Genomic DNA, 21029 nt, shown 5'->3' with positions numbered 1-21029 from the left:
GCAGGCCGAGAACTCCCTTCTTTCTTCGGGGACTCTGGTACAGGCAGATCAGAGAATCCCCCTTTTCTTCGGGAGCCTTGGTACAGGCAGGCTGAGTGCTCCCTCTTTTATTGACTAGCGCGGCGCCAGACGAATCGTCAGGCGCCAGCGACCATCGACTTCCTCGGCCCTCCATTCAGCCCGCAATGGGCGAGCCGCCAGGATACGCACTTCAAGCTCTCGTCCATCACGCACCACGCGCCAATTGGCGGCTCGCCCAGCGATCTGCAGCTGGCCCTGCTGCTCACGCCCCAGCCCCTCGAAACGTAGCAGGAACGTGCCCTGGAAATCCCGAACCTGCACCTGCGGCTCTACGTTGAACCAAAGCACCAACTGATCATCGCCCGCCTCCACATCCTTAAGATGCATCGCATCGGGATGGAACAGACGACCGATCATCAAACCGACCAGAAAGCCGAAGATCGCCAGCGAGCAGATGACCCGAAGCCACGGACGCGGTCTTGATGGCTTATCGGGCGTAGAATACGCACCGTCTTCTGGCTCGGAGCCGTGCATGTTTCATGTAATCCTTTTTCAACCGGAAATTCCGCCCAACACCGGCAACATTATCAGGCTCTGTGCCAACAGCGGCTGCCACCTGCACCTGATCGAACCGCTCGGCTTCGAACTGGATGACAAGCGCCTGCGCCGCGCCGGGCTGGATTACCACGAATACGCCACACTGCAGCGCTATGCCAGCCTGGAAGCTTGCCTGGAAAGCCTCGATCAGCCACGGGTATTCGCCTTCACCACCAAGGGCTCGCAGCCTTTCCACGAAGTTACCTACCAACCGGGTGACGCCTTCCTGTTCGGAACCGGAAAGCCGCGGCCTGCCTCAGGAGGTTCGCGACGCCCTGCCAGAGCAGCAGCGTGTCCGCTTACCGATGCGCGAGGGCTGTCGCAGCCTGAACCTGTCCAATACCGTGGCGGTGGCGGTCTACGAGGCCTGGCGGCAGCACGGCTTCAAATGAGCTGAGCAGCCTTGGTAGCCCGGCGTTGAGCGAAGCGATACCCGGGAACGGCATCCCTGGGTATCGCTCCGCTCAACCGCAGGCTACGACTTTGCCGAGACCTGGGTGAGCCCATAAAAAAACGCCCCGAAGGGCGTTTTTCTGCAAAGACCGATGACTCAGTTGGCCGCTTGCTGACGCTGCAGCTCTTGGGCATACAGCGCATCGAAGTTCACCGGCGCCAGCATCAGCGCTGGGAACGAGCCGCGTACCACGAGGCTGTCCAGGGTTTCGCGCGCGTATGGGAACAGGATGTTCGGGCAGAACGCGCCCAGTGTATGGCTCATGGAGCCGGCGTCCAGCCCCTTGATCAGGAAGATGCCCGCTTGCTGTACTTCAGCGATGAACGCGGTTTCTTCACCGTTCTTCACGGTCACCGACAGGGTCAACACCACTTCATGGAAGTCGCCTTCCAGGGGCTTCTGCCGCGTATTGAGATCCATCGCAACACTCGGCGTCCACTCCTGGCGGAAAATCTCAGGGCTCTTCGGCGCCTCGAAGGACAGGTCACGCACGTAGATGCGTTGCAGGGAGAACTGTGGATTCTGCTCGCCTTGGGCGGCACCGGTAACTTGTTCGGTCATGGGCAAAGCCTTCTGCTGTATGGACTTAAAGAAAGGTTCTGGGTCTATCAGGCACGGAGTAGCGCATCGAGCTTGCCCGCCCGTTCCAGGGCATACAGCTCATCACAGCCACCCACGTGGGTCTCACCGATCCATATCTGCGGCACCGAAGTGCGGCCGGCCTTGCGAGTCATTTCTGCCCGCAGATCCGGTTTTCCGTCGACGCGGATCTCGTCGAACGACACGCTTTTATTGGTCAACAGCTGCTTGGCTCGGATGCAGTAGGGGCACCAGTCGCTGGAGTAGATGACGACCTTGGTCATATCACTTCACCACAGGCAGGTTGTCGCTGCGCCAAGTGGCGATACCACCGCCCAGCTTGGCCGCGTTATAACCGGCCTTCTTCAGATCACGCGCGACAGAACCCGCCTGCTGGCCCAGAGCATCGACGATGATCAGGGTCTTGGCCTTGTGCTTTTCGAGCTCGGTGATGCGCGAAGTCAGCTTGTCGTTGGGGATATTCAGGGCGCCAACGATATGGCCGCTGGCGAAGTCCTTCTTGTTGCGGATGTCGATCACCACGCCTTCGTCGCGATTGATCAGCGCGGTCAGCTCGCGGCTGCTCAGGCTTTGTCCACCCTTGCGCAGCTCGGTGAAGACCAGCAGCGCGAGGATGATGACGAACAGACCGCTGAGGATGAAATGGGTCGTGGCGAATTCAATCAGGTTGGCAAGCATCACGCGTTTCCGGGGCTGTAAAATGCCGGCCAGTATACACAGGCCCGCAAGTCCACCAAAGGCCGTACGGCGGTGACGGGATCTTTCCTTGGCCGTAGAATGTCTGATCTTTTTTGGTGTATCGCCATTCTTGGCGCGCATCCCCCGGATCGTCGCGGGCGACGTGAAAATCGCTGCCGGCAATCTTTTGGTCACTCAAGCAGAGCGAGCCCAGTATGAGCGCAACGCCCAAACCCTTGGTTCTGGTCATTCTCGACGGCTTCGGCCACAGCGACACGCCCGAACACAATGCCATCTTCGCCGCCAACACGCCGGTCTATGACCGCCTGCGCGCCACTCAGCCCAACGGGTTGATTTCCGGCAGCGGCATGGACGTTGGCCTGCCGGACGGGCAGATGGGCAACTCCGAGGTCGGTCACATGAACCTTGGGGCTGGGCGTGTGGTGTACCAGGACTTCACGCGCGTGACCAAGGCGATTCGCGATGGCGATTTCTTCGAGAACCCGACGATCACCGCAGCGGTAGACAAGGCAGTCGGTGTAGGCAAGGCCGTGCACATCCTGGGTCTGCTGTCGGATGGCGGCGTACACAGCCATCAGGATCATCTCGTGGCGATGGCAGAGTTGGCGGCCCGCCGCGGCGCCGAGAAGATTTATCTGCACGCCTTTCTAGATGGCCGTGACACCGCGCCGAAAAGCGCACAGGGCTCCATCGAGCTGCTCGACGCCACCTTCGCCAAGCTCGGCAAGGGTCGCATCGCCTCGTTGATCGGCCGCTACTTCGCCATGGATCGCGACAACCGCTGGGATCGTGTTGCCCAGGCCTATAACCTGATTGCCGCCGGGCAGAGCCAGTTCAGCGCCAAGACAGCAGTCGCTGGTTTGGAAGCCGCCTACGCTCGTGGCGAGAGTGACGAATTCGTCAAAGCCACCAGCATCGGCGAAGCGGTCAGCGTTGAAGACGGCGACGCCGTGGTGTTCATGAACTTCCGGGCCGACCGTGCCCGCGAACTGACCCGCGCCTTCGTCGAGCCGGGCTTCGATGCCTTCGAACGCGCCCGCGTGCCGCAGACTGCCGGCTTCATCATGCTCACCCAGTACGCAGCGAGCATCGACACGCCGAGCGCCTACAAGCCAGAACCGCTGGTCAACGTGTTTGGCGAGTACCTGGCCAAGAACGGCAAGACCCAGCTGCGCATCGCCGAAACCGAGAAGTACGCGCACGTCACCTTCTTCTTCTCCGGTGGCCGTGAAGAGCCGTTCCCCGGCGAAGAGCGCATCCTCATTCCGTCGCCGAATGTCGCCACCTACGATCTGCAGCCGCAGATGAATGCTCCCGAAGTCACCGACAAAATCGTCGATGCCATCGACAACCAGCGTTACGACGTCATCGTGGTCAACTACGCCAACGGCGACATGGTCGGTCATACCGGTGTATTCGAGGCCGCCGTGGCGGCTGTGGAGTGCCTGGACACCTGCGTCGGCCGCATCGTCGAAGCACTCGACAAGGTCGGTGGTGAGGCGCTGATTACCGCCGATCACGGCAACGTCGAGCAGATGCAGGATGAGTGCACCGGCCAGGCGCACACCGCCCACACCTGCGAGCCCGTACCGTTCATCTATGTCGGCAAGCGCGATGTCAGCATCCGCGAAGGTGGCGTACTCGCCGACGTAGCGCCGACTTTGCTGACACTGATGGGCATGCCGATTCCGAAGGAAATGACCGGCACCAGTATCGTCACTTTCAACTGAGCACAGCATCGACCTGGGCGAATAGCGCTTCAGCGCACCGCATGCGGTAGTGGAGCGAGATGAAAAGCATTGCCCGCGCTACCCACCGGTCGACCACCAGACGCCTTGAGTCGGCATTCGCCACTCAAGGCGTTTTTTTTACCCCGCACCAAGGGCATACTAGGGCCTGTCGACGTTTCAGCGCGACAGCGCCGAGCCCTGCGGCGTACGCTGAAACATCAACAGCCCCTAATGTTCCCCGCCAGGTACCGCCTGCCCCATGTTTCGTGCCCTCGCCCTTATCCTTCTGACCAGCCTGCTGGTGCCCGCTTTCGCCGATCAGAAAGCCGACACGCAAAAACAGCTCGAGGCAGCGCGCGCCGACGTCGGCGAGTTGAAGAAACTGCTGGAGCAACTGCAGCAGGAAAAGTCTGGCGTCCAGAAGCAGCTCAAATCCACAGAAACCGAAATGGGCGAACTGGAAAACCAGGTCAAGGGCCTGCGTGACGAGCTGCAAGAGAGCGAAGAGGAACTCAAGCGCCTCGATCAGGAGAAAAAAAAACTCCAGGACGCGCGCGTTGAGCAGCAGCGTTTGATCGGCATCCAGGCTCGGGCGGCCTATCAGGGTGGTCGTCAGGAATACCTTAAGCTGCTGCTCAACCAGCAGAATCCAGAGAAGTTCTCCCGCACCCTGACCTACTACGATTACCTCGCTGAAGCCCGCATGGAACAACTGACGGCCTTCAACGAAACGCTACGCCAGTTGGCCAACGTCGAGAAAGACATTGGGCACCACCAGGCGCAGTTGCAGGAACAGAAAAGCCAGCTGGATACGCGCAGTAACGAGCTGGCGGCCGTACGCAAGGAACGCCAGATCACCCTGGCCAAGCTGAACAAGGATTACGCCGCCCGCGGTGAGCGCCTCAAGGCCCGCGAACAGGAACAGGCAGAGCTCGGCCGGGTACTCAAGACCATCGAGGAAACCCTCGCACGCCAAGCCCGCGAAGCCGAGCAGGAGCGCCAGCGCGCCCTCACCGCTGCTCGTGAAAGGCCCGCAGCGCCAGCCGCCAAGCCCCAGGCTGATGGCCCTTTGGTCAGCTCCGGCGCCAGCTATGGCGGCCCCTTCGCCAACGCCAAGGGTAAACTGCCATGGCCGGTTAACGGCCGCCTGGTGGCGAGATATGGAACCCCTCGCGGCGAAGACGCTCGGACTAAGTGGGATGGCGTGCTAATTGGCGCCTCTGCCGGTAGTCAGGTACGCGCCGTGCATGGCGGTCGTGTGGTTTTCGCAGACTGGTTGCGCGGCTCCGGGCTTCTGGTCATCCTCGACCATGGCAATGGTTACCTGACCCTGTATGGGCACAACCAGAGTCTGCTCAAAGATGCCGGAGACATCGTCAAAGCCGGTGACCCCATCGCCACCGTTGGTACCAGCGGCGGGCAGGATACACCGGCCCTGTATTTCGCGATTCGTCAGCAGGGCCGTGCCAGCGATCCGGCACAATGGTGTCGAGCGCAAGGATAAGCGCCACCTCATTCCGTAGGAGTTAGTTCGATATGCCGCAACTGTCCCGCCTCACCTCCCTGGCCCTGGCGATAGCCCTGCTCGGTGGCGCACCTGTGCTGCATGCTGATCAGACGCCGATCAGCCCAGCGCCGCCCGCCGACGAAAGCGTAGCGCCTCTGCCGCTCGACGAGCTGCGCACCTTCGCCGAGGTGATGGATCGCATCAAAGCCGCCTACGTGGAACCAGTCACCGACAAGGAACTGCTGGAGAATGCCATCAAAGGCATGCTCAGCAACCTTGACCCGCATTCGGCGTACCTTGATCCCAAGGCTTTCGCCGAGCTGCAGGAAAGTACCAGCGGCGAGTTCGGCGGCCTGGGAATCGAAGTCGGCACCGAAGACGGCTTCATCAAAGTGGTATCGCCGATTGACGACACCCCGGCATCCAAAGCCGGCATCCACCCCGGTGACCTGATCATCAAGATCAATGGCCAGCCGACCAAGGGCCTGTCGATGATGGAAGCCGTGGAGAAAATGCGCGGCAAGGCTGGCAGCAAGATCCTCCTGACCCTGGTGCGCGAAGGCGGCAAACCGTTCGACGTCGAGCTGACCCGTGCGGTGATCAAGGTCACCAGCGTGCGTAGCCAGATGATCGATCCGGGCTATGGCTACATTCGCGTTACCCAGTTCCAGGTCAACACCGGCGAGGAAGTGGGCAAGGCGCTGAATAAACTGCGTAAAGAGAACGGCAAAAAGCTCAGCGGCATGGTGCTCGACCTGCGCAACAACCCGGGCGGTGTGCTGCAGTCAGCCGTCGAGGTAGCGGATCACTTCCTCAAGAAGGGCCTGATTGTCTACACCAAAGGCCGCATCGCCAACTCGGAGCTGCGCTTCTCCGCCGATCCGCTCGACGCCAGCGAAGGTGTTCCACTGGTGGTGCTGATCAACGGCGGCAGCGCGTCTGCCTCGGAAATCGTCGCCGGCGCCCTGCAGGATCACAAACGCGGCGTGGTGATGGGCACCGACAGCTTCGGCAAGGGCTCGGTACAGACCGTGCTGCCGCTGAACAACGACCGCGCGCTGAAGATCACCACCGCGCTGTACTTCACCCCCAATGGCCGCTCCATCCAGGCTCAGGGCATCGTCCCGGACGTAGAGGTGGCGCGTGCCAAGCTGACCCGAGAGAGCGACGACCCGAGCCTCAAGGAAGCCGACCTGCAAGGTCACCTGGGCAACGGCAACGGCGGCGCCGACCGGCCGAGCCAGGGCAATACCGGCAAACCAGCTCGCCCGCAGGATGACGACTACCAACTGAGCCAGGCGCTGAACCTGCTCAAAGGCCTGAACGTCACCCGCGCTGACTAAGCGTCAGACGCAACGAAAAAACCCCAGTACAGGCGACTGCACTGGGGCTTTTTTTTGGCTATAGATTGGTGACACACATGACCGTGTAGGAGCCGGGGTGAACTGGCCTTTGCCAGCGAAAGGCGGCCATGGCGCCCACTCGCGCAATGACCATCATCGCATCGCCCGCAAGCAGGCTCCTACAGGAGTGAGGTGCTTGCGAGATGGGGGTTCAACGCCAACCCGGTAGGTGCGTCGACCCGGCGCGAATGCGGTGGTGGCCACTCTGAATATCTGCGGAGTGGCCAGCATTCGCCGCGGGGTCGCGGCTCCTACAATGCGATAGTGGCCATTGCGAAGAGCCGTGTCGTGCCCCCGATTCGCGCGCAAGCGAGGCCGACTACAATCCCAAGCAAGAGGCCTCCTACGGCGTTGGTGACAGTAGTGAGGTGCCTGCGAGATGGGGGTTCAATGCCAACCCGGTAGGAGCGTCGACACGGCGCGAATGCGCTGGTGGCCACTCTGAATATCTGCGGAGTGGCCAGCATTCGCCGCGGGGTCGCGGCTTACAAGTAGCTGTTGGTCATCTCGTCGATAAAGCCTTCGTTGCGCAGTTCGTCGAGCGCTTTCTGCAAACGCTGCACGACTTCGTCCGGGGTGTCTTTGTTCAACGCCAGGTACAGCTCGGCATCGTTGAAACGCAGTACGGTGTTCAGGCCGCTGACACCTTCCTGCTTGGCCAGATAGCGACCGACCGGATCAGTGGTTGCCCACAGGTCGATCTTGCCACTGGTGAGTTTCTTCACGTTTTCCTGGTCACGCAAGGCGTTGACTGGCGTTAGGCCCTGGCTTTCCAAGTGCTGACTGACCGCATCGTTCTTGTAGGCGCCAATGGTGTACTGACTGGCCTCCTTCAAGCTGTTGACGGTCAGGTTGTTGCCGGGCGCGGCAAGCAGTACCCAGCCAGTCTTGGCCAGTGGGCCGACCCACTTGAACAGCGGCTGACGCTCAGGCGTAAAGGTGGTGGAGAACAAGCCGTAGTTTGGCTTGTCGAGAGTCAGTTTGTAGAGGCGATCCCAGGGGAAGCGCAGGGTCAGGGTGTACTCAATGCCGGCGCGTTTGAACATCGCACGAACAATTTCGGCGCTGATACCGTCAATACCGTCATCACGGGCGAAGTTCTTGTCGTCGACCGCCATGTTGAACGGCGGGAAATTCTCGGTCAGCAACACCATTTTGTAGTCAGGTGGCAACTCGGCCCTGGCGGCAGAGGCCGCAAAAGTGAGTAACAGCACAAGCGCTTTCAAAGTGTTCAACATCAGTCGTCCCCGCCGCGTGGTTATGATTATGGTTGGCGGCTTCCTGCCGAATCCCCGCACCATCACCTTCCATGGCAATGACTACCGCGTGCCGAAGGCACACTGCATGCAGCATGAACGCCAGATCTTGACCACGCGAGCGCCCCCTCGGTAGCGCTCGCGGCGTGCAGCTAAATGACCTTCATGCCTAAAGATAGCTGTTGAGGATTTTGTCGACGTAGCCCTCAGCGCGCATCTTGTCCAATTCCGACTGCAGCTTCTGTACCACCTCGTCCGGCACGTCCTTGTTAAGGGCCAGATAGAGCTGTGCACTGTTGAAACGCAGCACGGTTTTCAGGCCGCTGACACCTTCCTGGCGCGCCAGATAACGGCCGGCAGGATCACCGGTAGCCCACAGGTCGATCTGACCGCTCTCGAGCTTCTTGGCATTTTCCTGATCGCGTAACGAAGTGATCGGCTGCAGCCCCTGTTTCTCCAGGTGCTCGGCGATGGCATCGCCCTTGTAGGCGCCGATACGGTACTGCTTGGCCTGCTGAAGGTTGTTCACCACCAGACTGCTGTCGCCACGCGCCAGCAATATCCAGTCGTCCGGGCCGATCGGGCCGACCCATTTGAACAGTTCCTCGCGTTCAGGCAGCCGGGCGGTTACGAACACACCGTAGCCGGGCTTTTCCATGGCGAGTTTATAGATGCGATCCCAGGGGAAACGCAGAGTGAGGCTGTAGGACACGCCAGCACGTTTGAACATCTCGCGCACCACATCGGCGGCGATACCGTCGATATTGTCTTCCTGCGCAAAGTTCTTGCCATTGATGGCCATGTTGTACGGCGGGAAGTTTTCCGTTAGCAACACCACGTTGTAGTTCGGGTCGATTTCGGCGCGTGCTGCCGATGTCATCAAAAGCAGGGCGCCCGCCGCTGCCAACCACAGACGTTTCCACATGTACTCGACTACCTGTCAATTCAAAGCGTTGACGGGCGGCCAGAAAGGTCACGCCCGGAGCGACCAGACGATTCAATCGGAAATACCGGGCTAGACGCCCTGACTCGACCAATCCCTGTCACACGGGTGCTAGCTTAGCGCCATTAGCGGGCATCCAAAAGCGCAAATGCACCAAACTGGACGCATGACACATCCAGCCGGCGCATGAGGTGCTCAACGCATCACGATACCGCGGCTGGCCATGTAGGCCTTGGCTTCGGGCACGGTGTATTCACCAAAGTGGAAGATGCTCGCTGCCAATACCGCAGCAGCCTTGCCTTCGATGATGCCGTCGGCCAGGTGCTGCAGGTTACCGACGCCGCCGGAGGCGATCACCGGAATGCCCACGGCCTCGCTGATGGCACGGGTCACGCCGAGGTCGTAACCACTCTTCACGCCGTCCTGATCCATGCTGGTCAGGAGGATCTCGCCTGCGCCCAGGCCTTCCATCTTCTGCGCCCAGGCCACAGCGTCGAGGCCGGTGGGTTTGCGACCGCCGTGGGTAAAGATTTCCCAGCGCGGCGTTTCGCCTGGCCCGGAGACCTTTTTGGCATCGATGGCGACGACGATGCACTGCGAGCCGAAGCGCGAGGCAGCCTCGCCGACGAACTCGGGGGTGAATACCGCAGCGGTGTTGATCGATACCTTGTCGGCACCGGCATTGAGCAGGTTGCGGATGTCCATCACGGTACGCACGCCGCCGCCCACGGTCAGCGGGATGAATACCTGGCTGGCCATACGTTCGACGGTGTGCAGCGTGGTATCACGACCATCGACGCTGGCGGTGATATCGAGAAAGGTAATCTCGTCGGCGCCCTGTTCGTCGTAACGACGAGCGATCTCCACCGGGTCACCGGCATCGCGGATATTCTCGAACTTGACGCCCTTGACCACACGGCCGTTGTCCACGTCGAGGCAGGGGATGATGCGTTTGGCCAATGCCATGGGGTTTCTCCGGAATACGACGTCAGGCGGATGGGTTCAGGCCTGCATGCTCGGTCAATTCGGTCTCGATAAAGGCAGCGATCATGGCACGGTAGACGTGCTCGATCACCTCGGGAGAGGCCCCCGAATCACGCGCCAGCTCTCTGACCTTGGCAACCACCTCTTCGACCCGCTGCGGCGCACGCACGGCATCGCTGTCAGCTTTGAACTGAGCGGCCTGACGAACATAGCCACCGCGCTCAGCCAGCAACTGGACGATCTGCCGATCAAGGGCATCGATCTGCGTACGCACTTCATCGATTGAATGGCATTCGATCATTGCAAGTTCCTTGTCCGAGCTAGGCTGTCGCCTGAGGTAACGTCAAGCCTTGAAGGAATCGCAGAAAGCCTGAGCCTCGGCGACGTCCAGGGTGCCTTCGTAGATAGCGCGGCCGGTGATGGCGCCGATGATGCCTGGCGAACGGGCCAGCAGCAGCTTCTCGATATCACCCAGGTTGTGGATGCCGCCCGAGGCGATCACCGGAATACGGCTGGCGGCAGCCAGGGCCGCGGTGGCCTCGACGTTGCAGCCTTGCATCATGCCGTCCTTGGCGATGTCGGTGTAGACGATCGCCGAGACGCCATCGGCCTCGAAGCGACGAGCCAGATCGGTAGCCTGTACGGTGCTGACTTCAGCCCAGCCGTCGGTGGCGACGAAACCGTCCTTGGCGTCCAGGCCAACGATGACCTTGCCCGGGAAGGCCTTGCACGCATCGGTCACGAACTGCGGATCTTTTACCGCCTTGGTGCCGATGATCACGTAGCTGACGCCGGCCTTGACGTAATGCTCGATGGTTTCCAGCGAGCGGATACCACCGCCGATCTGGATCGGCAGGTTGGGGTAACGCTTGGCGATGGCAGTGACCACGTCGCCATTGACCGGCTTGCCTTCGAACGCGCCGTTGAGGTCAACCAGATGCAGACGACGGCAACCGCCCTCGACCCACTTGGCAGCCATGCTCACCGGATCATCGGAGAACACCGTGGAGTCTTCCATACGGCCCTGACGTAGACGCACACAGGCGCCGTCCTTGAGGTCGATAGCGGGGATAATCAGCATCTGCACACCTTGTTCAGTTCAATCAGCGTTGGCTGGAATCAATCTTTCTCGAGCGCCCACAGGTCGACTTCGAGGCTTTCGAAGCGCTCGCGCAGCAGGCCGTGCGCGTCGTTGACCGCTCGGTTGTAGTAATGCGGCGCCACTTCGCGGCCAAACAGTTCGAGCAGCTCAAGCACCTCGAAGGAACCCAGCTCCAACTCGTAGCGGTCGGCCAGGAAGCGCTGCAGCTTGTGCACCGCATCGCTTTCCTGCTCGGGTGTGAGCGTGAGGGTCGGGCTCTTGAGCCTGGCCATTACCAGCGGCCATCCCAGGCGGCGAAGTTCTGCAAAAGTTGCAGGCCGTGGGTGTGGCTCTTCTCGGGGTGGAACTGTACGGCGAAGCGCGAACCATCGGCCAGGGCGGCGGCGAAATCCTTGCCGTAGTGGCCACGGCCGACAACCTGCTGCGCTTTACCAGCCTCGATGTAATAGCTGTGCACGAAGTAGAAGCGCGCCTGATCCGGAATGCTGTGCCACAGCGGGTGATTGACCGCCTGGCTCACTTCGTTCCAGCCCATATGCGGAACCTTGAGCGGCTCGCCGTCTTCGACCATGTTCTTGCCGAAGAAGCGTACCTGGCCGGGGAACAGGCCGATGCAGTCGACGCCGTCGTTCTCTTCGCTGCGCTCGAGCAGCGCCTGCATGCCGACGCAGATACCCAGGAACGGACGATCCTGGCTGACTTCACGCACCAGCTCATCGAAGCCCAGGCGGCGGATCTCGGCCATGCAATCGCGGATCGCACCGACACCGGGGAACACCACGCGATCCGCTTCACGGATCACTTGCGCGTCGCTGGTCACCAATACCCGGCCAGCACCGACGTGCTCCAGGGCCTTGGCCACCGAGTGCAGGTTGCCCATGCCATAGTCGATGACTGCAACCGTCTGCATCAGAGCACGCCCTTGGTAGACGGCATCTGCCCGGCCATGCGCGGATCAAGCTCCACGGCCATGCGCAGCGCGCGGCCAAAGGCCTTGAACACGGTTTCGATCTGGTGGTGGGTATTCACGCCACGCAGGTTATCGATGTGCAGGCTGACCTGGGCGTGGTTGACGAAGCCCTGGAAGAATTCCTGGAACAGATCGACATCGAAGCCGCCGACTACTGCGCGGGTGAACGGCACGTGCATCTGCAGGCCCGGACGACCGGAAAAATCGATGACCACGCGCGACAACGCTTCATCCAGCGGGACGTAGGAATGGCCGTAACGGGTCATGCCCTTCTTGTCGCCGACCGCTTTGGCGAACGCCTGGCCGAGTGTGATACCGACGTCTTCGACGGTGTGGTGATCGTCGATCTCAAGATCACCCTTGCAGAAGATGTCGAGGTCGATCAAGCCATGGCGGGCGATCTGGTCAAGCATGTGCTCGAAAAACGGTACACCGGTATCGAACTTGGACTTACCGGTACCATCCAGATTGATCGAGACCTTGATCTGGGTCTCCAGGGTATTGCGCTCGACGGATGCCGTACGTTCGGCCATCACCTGCTCCACAAAATCGTTGGGCGAAAGGGCCGCCATTATAGGCTGATAAGCAGCGAACCTATAAAGGCACACGGCAAAAATGGACGAAAAACGCTCGAGGCCCGGCGGCCCAAAAGCACCAGACATAAAAAATCCCGCTGGCGCACGGGGCGCAAGCGGGATTTCTGTAAACAGCTCACGATCTCGCGAGCTAGAGCCCTGCAAGGCGAAAACAGGCGAGGAAGCGGAATTTACGAGCTGTAAATGAGCATTCCGAGCCTGTTTTCAACGCCGCAGGGCCGACGCGCAGCAGATCGTGCTTATTGGAACAGAACGACGGTCTTCTGCAGGGTTACCCACACACCCCACGCCAGCGGCAGACCCACGGCCAGCCAGGCAGCGATCACCAGCGGCTTGCTCGACGGATCGGCAGCCCACTCCAGCTCTGCGGCACTCGGCGCGGACTTCTCGCCATGGGCACGCTCAGCGGCCAGCTCTTCTTCGGTCATGAAGTACTTGGCATCCACTGGGCGAACCAGCAGGTTGCAGACGAAGCCCAGAACCAGCAGGCCGGCGAGAATGTACAGGGTGATGTCATAGGCAGCTGCGCGCTCGACGCCGATGCTCAGCTGATATTCACGCAGGTAGTTCACCAGCACCGGACCCAGCACGCCAGCGAACGCCCAAGCGGTCAGCAGGCGACCGTGAATGGCGCCAACCATCTGGGTACCGAACAGATCCGCCAGGTAGGCCGGAACGGTTGCGAAGCCGCCGCCGTACATGGACAAGATCAGGCAGAAGGCGAACACGAACAGCGCGATGCTGCCCAGGTGACCGGTTCACGGAACCAGCGCGTACAGGGTGAAACCCAGCGCGAAGAACACGAAGTAGGTCGCTTTACGGCCGATCAAGTCGGAGAAAGATGCCCAGAAGAAGCGGCCACCGATGTTGAACAGGCTCAGCAGGCCGGTGAAGCCGGCAGCGATTGCCGCGATCTGCATCAGCTGATCTTTGCTCAACTCACTGAAAGGCACGTTCACGCCGATCAGCTTGCCGCCGAATACTTCCTGCAGCATGGGCGAAGCCATGCCGATGATGCCGATACCAGCGGATACGTTCAGGCACAGAACGGCCCAGACCAGCCAGAATTGCGGGGTTTTCCACGCGGTGTTCACGTGTACGTGGCCCTTGGTGATCATCGCGTTATTGGCCTTAGCTGCCGGAGCAACCCAGCCTGCCGGTTTCCAGCCAGTTGGCGGAACGCGGTAGGACAGAGCGCCACCGACCATGAAGACGAAATAGATCACCGCCATCACAACGAAGCTCTGCCATACACCGACGTCAGTTTCGCTGGAGAAGTGGCCCATCAGCGCTGCAGCCAGAGGTGCACCGACCATCGCACCGCCACCGAAGCCCATGATGGCCATGCCGGTCGCCATGCCGCGCTTGTCCGGGAACCACTTGATCAGGGTCGATACCGGGGAGATATAGCCCAGGCCCAGACCGATACCACCGATCACGCCGGAACCCACCCACATCAACCAGATCTGGTGTGTGTAGATACCGAACGCGGAAATCAGCAGACCGCCACACCAGCACACGGCCGAAACCAGACCGGCCTTGCGCGGGCCAGCGTGTTCCAGCCAGCCGCCCCACACGGCAGCCGCACAACCCAGGAATACGAAGAACAGGGTGTAGATCCAGCCCAGCATGGAGATCTGCCAGTCGCAGTTGCTGGCGAATATCTGCTCGAAGAAGCCGATATCCGGCGCACAGGCGACAGCAGCATCGATGCCGATGGCTTTCGACAGCGGCAGCCAGAATACGGAAAATCCGTAGGCCATGCCGATGCACAGGTGAATAGCGAGGGCAGCTGGCGGAACCAGCCAGCGGTTGAAACCGGGCTTCGCGATGATGCGCGCCTTGGAAAGGAACGCAGGAGTCGCTGAAGCACCGTTTTGCACGATGGCGTCAGTCATTTTTTCTTCTCTGAATTTTAGGTTGGCAAACACATACGATTCTTTGCATACGCCTTTAAAAACAGCGTTTAACAGCAAATATTGCTCGGCGAGTCATTCGCAGCTAGCAGAATGCTAGAGTTCCCGCGGCATTGTGTCACATAGCCATAGTGCTTGTGCACCTACCCAAACAGCACTTTTGGCGGTCTGCGACGCCTTTCTCAGCCTTATCCAATGAATTTACCGACAGCCGGCAATTGCTGGCACTGGTGATGATCGATCATTGCCCCCCCAATCAGCGCCGAGGCGGTATAACAATCGGCGTCATGACGATTGAATCGGATCGATCAGCCCTGCACCTCACACCAACAGGAAGGTAGCCATGGACAGCATCGACACCCTGATAATCGGCGCGGGCGCCCTTGGCCTGGCCTGTGCCGCGCGCCTGGCAGAACCTGGGCGCAGTACGCTGATCGTCGAGCAGGAAACCCTGGTGGGCAGCCACACCTCCAGCCGCAATTCGGAAGTCATCCACGCCGGTATCTACTACCCGCCAGGCTCACTGAAAGCCGAACTGTGCCTGGAAGGCCGCGAGCGCCTGTATGCCTGGTGCAAGCAATGGCAGGTGCCCTACCGACGTCTGGGCAAACTGCTGGTGGCAGTGAGCGACCAGGAGCGCGGCAAGCTCGATGCCCTGGCCAACAATGCCCTGGCCAGTGGCGTGGACGAGCTACAGCCCATCGACAGTGCTCGCCTCAGCACCCTGGAGCCCTCGGTGCGCGGCGTTGCCGCCCTACTCTCGCCCAATACCGGCATCATCGACAGCCACGCCTATCTGCAATCGCTACTCGCCTGCGCCGAACGCCAAGGGGCCGAACTGGTGCTGCAGACCCGCGTCGACAGCCTCACCCATGACGGTGATGGCTGGATTGCCAGCGGCACCAGCGCAGGTGAGCCGTTCAGCCTGAAAGCCCAGCGCGTGATCAATGCTGCCGGGCTGTTCGCCCAGCAATTAGCGCTGTGCACTCAAGGCTTGGCGCCGCAACAAATTCCGCCGTTGCACATGTGCCAGGGCAACTACTTCAACTACAACGGTAAAGCGCCGTTCAGCCATTTGGTCTACCCAATGCCGGAGGCCAACACCAGTGGTCTTGGCGTGCACGCCACCCTGGATCTGGCAGGCCAACTGCGCTTCGGCCCCGACACACGCTATATAAGCTGCATCGATTACCGCGTTGACGAAACCTTGCGCGACGCCTTCGCCAACGCGATCAGCCGCTACTTTCCGGCGCTCGACAGCACTCGCCTGGTGCCCGGCTACGCCGGCATACGACCAAAACTGAGCGGGCCTGGCGCTACGGCGGAAGATTTCATGCTGCAAATGCCGGCAGATCATGGTCTACCAGGGCTGGTGAATCTGTTTGGTATCGAATCGCCTGGCCTGACTGCCAGCCTGGCCATCGCCGAACGCATCGCCCACAGGCTTTAGCCCTAGCCACGCCGTCGCGCGTTATACTCGCGGCTTCAAATTTCTCGTCACTGCAAAGGACTCGTCCATGAAAGCGCTCGGCAAAATCCTGGGTCTGTTCTTCCTCGGACTGCTGCTGATCATCGTGGCATTGGGCTTTGCCCTGACTCATCTGTTCGATCCCAACGATTACAAGGATGAAATCCGCCAGCTGGCGCGGGACAAGGCCAACCTCGAATTGACCCTCAACGGCGATATCGGCTGGAGCCTGTTCCCCTGGCTGGGCCTGGAGCTGACCGACGCCACCCTGGCCAGCGCCAGCACGCCGGACAAACCCTTCGCCAACCTGCGCCTGCTCGGTCTGTCAGTGCGTGTGCTACCGCTGCTGCACAAAGAAGTACAGATGAGCGATATCCGCGTCGACGGCCTCAACCTCGACCTGCAGCGCGACGAAAATGGCCACGGCAACTGGGAAGACGTTGGCCGCCCTGCCGCCAAGCCTGGCGAAACGCCGGCCGAGCAGACCGCAGCCAATGACCCGCAGCAGCCAGAATCCGCACCCGCCCAAGGAAGCAGCGCCCAGCCGATCAAACTGGACATCGACAGCCTGATCGTCAACGGCGCCCGTGTGGACTACCGCGACGCCCAGAAGGGCCAGCAATTCAGCGCCGAAAGTATCCAGCTCACCACCGGCGCGATTCGCGAAGGCGCAGGCGTACCGATCAAACTCAGTGCTTTCTTCGGCAGCAACCAGCCAGTAATGCGCGCACGCACTGAACTGCAAGGCGAGCTGCGCTTCGACCGCGCACTCAAGCGCTACCAGCTCGAAGACGCGCGCCTGTCCGGTGAAGCCTCCGGCGAGCCGTTCAATGGCCAGACCCTCACCTACGCAGCCCAGGGCCAACTGCTGGTCGACCTGGCGGCCCAAGTGGCCGAGTGGAACGGCCTGAAGCTCTCGGCCAACCAACTGCGCGCCCTGGGTGAATTGAAGATTCGCGATCTGGAGAGCGAACCCAAGCTGTCCGGCGGCCTGTCCATAGCCCCGGTCAACCTGCGTGAATTCCTCGCCAGCCTTGGCCAGAAGCTGCCGCCGATGAGCGACGACAAGACCCTGTCGCAGTTCGAACTGGTGACCCAGCTCGGCGGCACGCCAAACAGCCTGTCGCTGGATGAACTGACCCTCAAGCTCGACGAAAGCACCTTTACCGGCAAGATCGCCGTCGCCGATTTCGCCAAACAGGCGCTGCGCGTGCAACTCAAGGGTGACAAGCTCAACCTCGACCGCTACCTGCCACCGGCGAGCAAGGACAAGAAGGACAGCGATACAGCTCGCAAGGCCGAAGTGCGCGAAACCGTCGCCAACGCAGGCCAGGCCGGCACAACACCAGTGCCCAACGCGCCGACCCAGCAGGCCTGGAGCTCCAGCGAAGTGCTGCCGATCCCGACCCTGCGCAAGCTAGACCTGCAAACCAACCTGACCCTCGAGCAGATGACGCTGCAAAAACAGGCGCTCAGCAATGTCAGCCTGAAAGCGCGCAGCCAGGGCGGCGCCCTGAATCTGGAAGAACTGCGCGGCAACCTCGGCAACGGCAGCTTCACCCTCAAGGCTGATGCCGACGTACGCCCGGCCGTGCCGGTGCTCAGCCTGCATACGCAACTGAACGGCATCCCGGTCGAGCCATTCCTCAAGGACGAACAGCGCCCCTCACCGCTCAAGGGCCTGCTTGACCTGAAAAGCGATCTGACCACCAGCGGTAACAGTCAGAAGGCCTGGATCGACGCGCTCAACGGCACCGCCAGCTTCCTGCTCAAAGACGGCGTATTGGTCGACGCCAACCTCGAACAGCAACTGTGCCGCGGCATCGCCACCCTCAACCGCAAAACCCTGAGCAGCGATCCGCGCAGCAAAGACACGCCATTCGAGCGCCTGCAAGGCAGTCTCAACATCCGTAACGGCGTGGCCAGCAACCCGGATCTGCAAGCGCGCATCCCGGGTCTCAGCGTGACCGGCGAAGGTGACCTCGACCTGCGCGTGCTGGGCCTGGACTACCGCGCAGGCATCACCATCGAAGGCGACCAGCGCGCAATGCCCGACCCCGCCTGCGAGGTCAACAGCCGCTACGTTGGCATCGCCTGGCCGCTGCACTGCCGCGGCCCGCTGGAACTCGGCGCCAAGGCCTGCCGCCTGGATCAGGAAGGCCTGGGCAAGGTCGCCGCCAAACTGGCCGGTGACCGTATCAACGAGAAACTCGAAGAGAAGCTTGGCGACAAGGTCAGCCCTGAACTGAAAGACGCACTCAAGGGCCTGTTCAACCGATGACACCCGAGCAATTCTCCAGCGCGGTACTGCGCTGGTACGACACGCACGGACGCAAGGATCTGCCCTGGCAGCAGGACATCACGCCGTATCGCGTGTGGGTGTCGGAAATCATGTTGCAACAGACCCAGGTCAGTACCGTGCTCGGCTATTTCGACCGGTTCATGAGCGCACTGCCCACCGTGCGTGATCTGGCCGAAGCGCCCGAAGACGAAGTGCTGCACCTGTGGACGGGGCTGGGCTACTACACCCGCGCACGCAACCTGCAGAAGACCGCACAAATCGTCATGCGCGACCACGATGGCGAATTCCCCCGCGACATCGAAGCGCTCATCGAACTGCCCGGCATCGGCCGCTCCACGGCCGGCGCCATCGCCAGCCTGAGCATGGACCTGCGGGCGCCGATTCTCGATGGCAACGTAAAACGCGTGCTGGCCCGCTACGTGGCCCAGGAAGGCTATCCGGGCGAGCCCAAAGTGGCCAAGCAGCTGTGGGCCGTGGCCGAACGCTTCCTGCCCGAGGAGCGCGTCAACCATTACACCCAGGCGATGATGGATCTGGGCGCCACGCTGTGCACCCGCAGCAAGCCCACTTGCCTGCTCTGCCCGGTGCAGAGCGGCTGCGAGGCGCACCTGCTCGGTCTGGAGATTCGCTACCCGATCGCCAAGCCGCGCAAGGAGTTACCGCAGAAGCGCACCCTAATGCCAATACTCGCCAACCGCGACGGCGCCATCCTGCTCTACCGGCGTCCTTCGACAGGCCTCTGGGGCGGCTTGTGGAGCCTCCCGGAGCTCGAAGACCTCGAGGCCCTGGCAGCACTCGCCGATCAGCACCAGTTGCGCCTCGGTGAACGCCGCCAGCTCGACGGCCTGACCCACACCTTCAGCCACTTCCAGTTGGCCATCGAACCCTGGCTGATCGAAGTCGATGGCATTCCCGGCTACGTGGCCGAGGCCGACTGGCTCTGGTATAACCTCGCCACCCCGCCGCGCCTTGGGCTCGCCGCCCCGGTGAAAAAACTGCTCAAGCGCGCAGCCGAAACACTGAACACAGGAGAAATGGCATGACCCGCACCGTACTGTGCCGCAAGCACAAACAAGAACTGCCCGGCCTGGATCGCGCGCCCTACCCTGGCGCCAAAGGTGAAGACATCTATCAGAACGTCTCCAAGCAAGCCTGGGATGAATGGCAAAAACACCAGACCCTGCTGATCAACGAACGCCGCCTGAACATGATGAACGGCGAAGATCGCAAGTTCCTGCAAACCGAGATGGACAAGTTCCTCTCCGGTGAAGACTACGCACAAGCGGAAGGCTACGTCCCCCCCAGCGAATGAGGCTTGAAGACGTAAGCGCCCGGAATATTTAAATATTTTCCAAAAAATGTTTGACAGCAAAAAGCGAAAACCGTCTAATACGCCCCGTTGCCCAGGTAGCTCAGTCGGTAGAGCAGGGGATTGAAAATCCCCGTGTCGGCGGTTCGATTCCGTCCCTGGGCACCACCTTTCGTTTTCAGGTGGTGTCAAAATCACCCGAAAGCCCACAAGAAGCCCGCCTAGTGCGGGCTTTTTGTTGTCTGTGATTAGGGCGGCTTCATCTCTGATTTTCGGTTCAGGCGGCCGGGACTGCCGCTGGCAATAGAGAGCTGGCTTGCCATTGCCGCCCGTCGAGGGCTTGGCACTTCGCTGCTCGGTGGGTTTCCAGATTTATAGGCGCGGATTTTCTGCGCTGCTACCGGAGACCTGCCATGACAGTTGAAGACAACAATGGGCCCGAAGCTCCCTATCAAGGGCCATCCCGCAAAAATACCGATGCAGGGCAGAGCCATGACTCCGGGCTCGATGATGCCGAGTCAGAGCCGAAGCAAGGCGCTGATGATGCAGAAGCCAAGAAGGAGCGTGTCGACTGGACTCCTCCGCCTGGCAACCCAGGCTCTGATCAGGACGCACTGACGGATCGGGAAGAAGGCAGCGCGAAGACGGAGTGACAGCTGTTCGACAGCCCAAAAAAGCCCGGATAATTCCGGGCTTTTTGCTGCAAAGGGCTTACTTCGGGTCACGAGCCTGGGCGCGAAGCGCTTTGATCTGATCCTGGTTACGCAGCCCCGCTGTCGTATTGCTTCTGGATCACAGCGCATAGGTTCGCCGCGATGAGGGAACTACCGTCCAGCCGACAGCCTGAACACGCCACAGCCCGCCTCCTCCAAACGCATAGACCTCGCACCTTATGTGCCGAGCCCAAACGCAGTGGAGCCAGCCATGCATATCCAAATTGCCCTGAACGCCGCCAACGACCCGAAATCCCCACCGGCCGAACCTCACGAAGAGCCAATCAACGACCCGGGAAATGAAGATCCAGGCTCCATCGTCGATGACCCGGATAGCCCGTTTCAGCCTAAACGCCCGGTAGAAGAGCCCGGAAAACCAAGCCCAGAGAGACGTTGATCGGTCTGCAGCGACGCGCCCTTTGTAGCCTGGGTTGAGCGAAGCGATACCCGGGATTGGGC

General features: G+C 61.0%; 21 protein-coding genes, 1 tRNA gene and 2 pseudogenes. 11 read left to right on the top strand and 13 right to left on the bottom strand.

Going from position 1 to position 21029, the window contains the following annotated elements; genetic code table 11:
• Positions 1 to 114: 114 nt before the first annotated feature.
• A complete protein-coding gene (locus ACZ0AI_RS20700) occupies positions 115 to 555 on the bottom strand; it encodes a hypothetical protein (protein WP_463563475.1) in 441 nt (146 codons plus the stop codon).
• Here ACZ0AI_RS20700 and trmL point away from each other — a divergent pair.
• A pseudogene (trmL, locus tag ACZ0AI_RS20695) lies at positions 554 to 1010 on the top strand (tRNA (uridine(34)/cytosine(34)/5-carboxymethylaminomethyluridine(34)-2'-O)-methyltransferase TrmL). The gene ACZ0AI_RS20700 and the pseudogene trmL overlap by 2 nt on opposite strands.
• 158 nt (positions 1011 to 1168) lie before the next feature.
• Here the strand turns inward: trmL and secB are convergent.
• Genes secB through ACZ0AI_RS20680 form a run of 3 tightly spaced genes read right to left on the bottom strand, consistent with a single transcriptional unit; the run spans position 1169 to position 2350 of the window.
• On the bottom strand, positions 1169 to 1633 hold the full coding sequence (gene secB / locus ACZ0AI_RS20690; RefSeq protein WP_463563473.1) for a protein-export chaperone SecB: 465 nt from the start codon (positions 1631 to 1633) through the stop codon (positions 1169 to 1171).
• 47 nt (positions 1634 to 1680) lie between these two features.
• Positions 1681 to 1935, bottom strand: a complete 255-nt coding sequence (gene grxC, locus ACZ0AI_RS20685) for a glutaredoxin 3 (protein WP_463563472.1) — start codon at positions 1933 to 1935, stop codon at positions 1681 to 1683.
• A gap of 1 nt (position 1936) precedes the next feature.
• Complete coding sequence (locus tag ACZ0AI_RS20680) at positions 1937 to 2350, bottom strand: rhodanese-like domain-containing protein (RefSeq protein ID WP_463563471.1); 414 nt, start codon at positions 2348 to 2350, stop codon at positions 1937 to 1939.
• A gap of 215 nt (positions 2351 to 2565) precedes the next feature.
• On the opposite strand from ACZ0AI_RS20680, the gene gpmI reads away from it, so the two are divergent.
• From gpmI to ACZ0AI_RS20665, 3 genes are all read left to right on the top strand, one after another.
• On the top strand, positions 2566 to 4101 hold the full coding sequence (gene gpmI / locus ACZ0AI_RS20675) for a 2,3-bisphosphoglycerate-independent phosphoglycerate mutase (RefSeq protein WP_463563470.1): 1536 nt from the start codon (positions 2566 to 2568) through the stop codon (positions 4099 to 4101).
• Positions 4102 to 4360: 259 nt separating this feature from the next.
• Positions 4361 to 5605, top strand: a complete 1245-nt coding sequence (locus tag ACZ0AI_RS20670; RefSeq protein ID WP_463563469.1) for a murein hydrolase activator EnvC family protein — start codon at positions 4361 to 4363, stop codon at positions 5603 to 5605.
• Between the two features lie 32 nt (positions 5606 to 5637).
• Positions 5638 to 6951 (top strand): S41 family peptidase, encoded by a 1314-nt coding sequence (locus tag ACZ0AI_RS20665; RefSeq protein WP_463563468.1) that lies wholly within the window; start codon positions 5638 to 5640, stop codon positions 6949 to 6951.
• A gap of 545 nt (positions 6952 to 7496) precedes the next feature.
• Here ACZ0AI_RS20665 and ACZ0AI_RS20660 read toward each other — a convergent pair.
• From ACZ0AI_RS20660 to ACZ0AI_RS20620, 9 genes and pseudogenes are all read right to left on the bottom strand, one after another.
• Positions 7497 to 8249, bottom strand: a complete 753-nt coding sequence (locus tag ACZ0AI_RS20660; RefSeq protein WP_463563467.1) for a substrate-binding periplasmic protein — start codon at positions 8247 to 8249, stop codon at positions 7497 to 7499.
• A 187-nt stretch (positions 8250 to 8436) separates the two neighbouring features.
• On the bottom strand, positions 8437 to 9192 hold the full coding sequence (locus ACZ0AI_RS20655) for a substrate-binding periplasmic protein (RefSeq protein WP_463563466.1): 756 nt from the start codon (positions 9190 to 9192) through the stop codon (positions 8437 to 8439).
• Between the two features lie 213 nt (positions 9193 to 9405).
• Positions 9406 to 10176, bottom strand: a complete 771-nt coding sequence (gene hisF, locus ACZ0AI_RS20650; protein ID WP_131179645.1) for an imidazole glycerol phosphate synthase subunit HisF — start codon at positions 10174 to 10176, stop codon at positions 9406 to 9408.
• 22 nt (positions 10177 to 10198) lie between these two features.
• Entirely contained in the window at positions 10199 to 10495 is a 297-nt protein-coding gene (locus ACZ0AI_RS20645) for a chorismate mutase (protein WP_225835663.1), read from the bottom strand.
• 42 nt (positions 10496 to 10537) lie between these two features.
• The gene (hisA, locus tag ACZ0AI_RS20640) at positions 10538 to 11275 is read right to left on the bottom strand and encodes a 1-(5-phosphoribosyl)-5-[(5-phosphoribosylamino)methylideneamino]imidazole-4-carboxamide isomerase (protein ID WP_225835664.1); all 738 of its coding nucleotides are present in this window, start codon (positions 11273 to 11275) and stop codon (positions 10538 to 10540) included.
• Between the two features lie 38 nt (positions 11276 to 11313).
• Positions 11314 to 11568: a DUF2164 domain-containing protein gene (locus tag ACZ0AI_RS20635; protein ID WP_463563465.1), complete on the bottom strand. Its 255-nt coding sequence runs from the start codon at positions 11566 to 11568 to the stop codon at positions 11314 to 11316.
• Complete coding sequence (gene hisH, locus ACZ0AI_RS20630; protein WP_463563464.1) at positions 11568 to 12206, bottom strand: imidazole glycerol phosphate synthase subunit HisH; 639 nt, start codon at positions 12204 to 12206, stop codon at positions 11568 to 11570. Before hisH ends, ACZ0AI_RS20635 begins: the two co-directional genes overlap by 1 nt.
• Positions 12206 to 12799: an imidazoleglycerol-phosphate dehydratase HisB gene (gene hisB / locus ACZ0AI_RS20625; RefSeq protein ID WP_042555462.1), complete on the bottom strand. Its 594-nt coding sequence runs from the start codon at positions 12797 to 12799 to the stop codon at positions 12206 to 12208. The genes hisH and hisB overlap by 1 nt, the downstream gene beginning before the upstream one ends.
• 302 nt (positions 12800 to 13101) lie before the next feature.
• Positions 13102 to 14760: pseudogene (locus tag ACZ0AI_RS20620) on the bottom strand (OFA family MFS transporter).
• 361 nt (positions 14761 to 15121) lie between these two features.
• Here ACZ0AI_RS20620 and ACZ0AI_RS20615 point away from each other — a divergent pair.
• The 7 genes from ACZ0AI_RS20615 (at position 15122) to ACZ0AI_RS20585 (ending at position 20967) form a co-directional block, all read left to right on the top strand.
• Positions 15122 to 16228: an NAD(P)/FAD-dependent oxidoreductase gene (locus ACZ0AI_RS20615; RefSeq protein ID WP_463563463.1), complete on the top strand. Its 1107-nt coding sequence runs from the start codon at positions 15122 to 15124 to the stop codon at positions 16226 to 16228.
• A 67-nt stretch (positions 16229 to 16295) separates the two neighbouring features.
• Positions 16296 to 18527, top strand: a complete 2232-nt coding sequence (locus ACZ0AI_RS20610) for an AsmA family protein (RefSeq protein ID WP_463563462.1) — start codon at positions 16296 to 16298, stop codon at positions 18525 to 18527.
• The gene (mutY, locus tag ACZ0AI_RS20605) at positions 18524 to 19591 is read left to right on the top strand and encodes an A/G-specific adenine glycosylase (protein ID WP_463563461.1); all 1068 of its coding nucleotides are present in this window, start codon (positions 18524 to 18526) and stop codon (positions 19589 to 19591) included. Before ACZ0AI_RS20610 ends, mutY begins: the two co-directional genes overlap by 4 nt.
• Positions 19588 to 19860, top strand: coding sequence for an oxidative damage protection protein (locus ACZ0AI_RS20600; protein WP_463563460.1), 273 nt, complete (start codon positions 19588 to 19590; stop codon positions 19858 to 19860). The genes mutY and ACZ0AI_RS20600 overlap by 4 nt, the downstream gene beginning before the upstream one ends.
• A gap of 89 nt (positions 19861 to 19949) precedes the next feature.
• Positions 19950 to 20025, top strand: a tRNA-Phe gene (locus tag ACZ0AI_RS20595).
• A gap of 245 nt (positions 20026 to 20270) precedes the next feature.
• Positions 20271 to 20510 (top strand): hypothetical protein, encoded by a 240-nt coding sequence (locus ACZ0AI_RS20590; RefSeq protein WP_463563459.1) that lies wholly within the window; start codon positions 20271 to 20273, stop codon positions 20508 to 20510.
• A gap of 271 nt (positions 20511 to 20781) precedes the next feature.
• Positions 20782 to 20967: a hypothetical protein gene (locus ACZ0AI_RS20585; RefSeq protein ID WP_463563458.1), complete on the top strand. Its 186-nt coding sequence runs from the start codon at positions 20782 to 20784 to the stop codon at positions 20965 to 20967.
• The last annotated feature ends 62 nt before the right edge of the window (positions 20968 to 21029 follow it).

The organism is Pseudomonas sp. AC355 (assembly GCF_979258205.1).
This window is presented reverse-complemented; position numbering and strand designations above follow the sequence as displayed.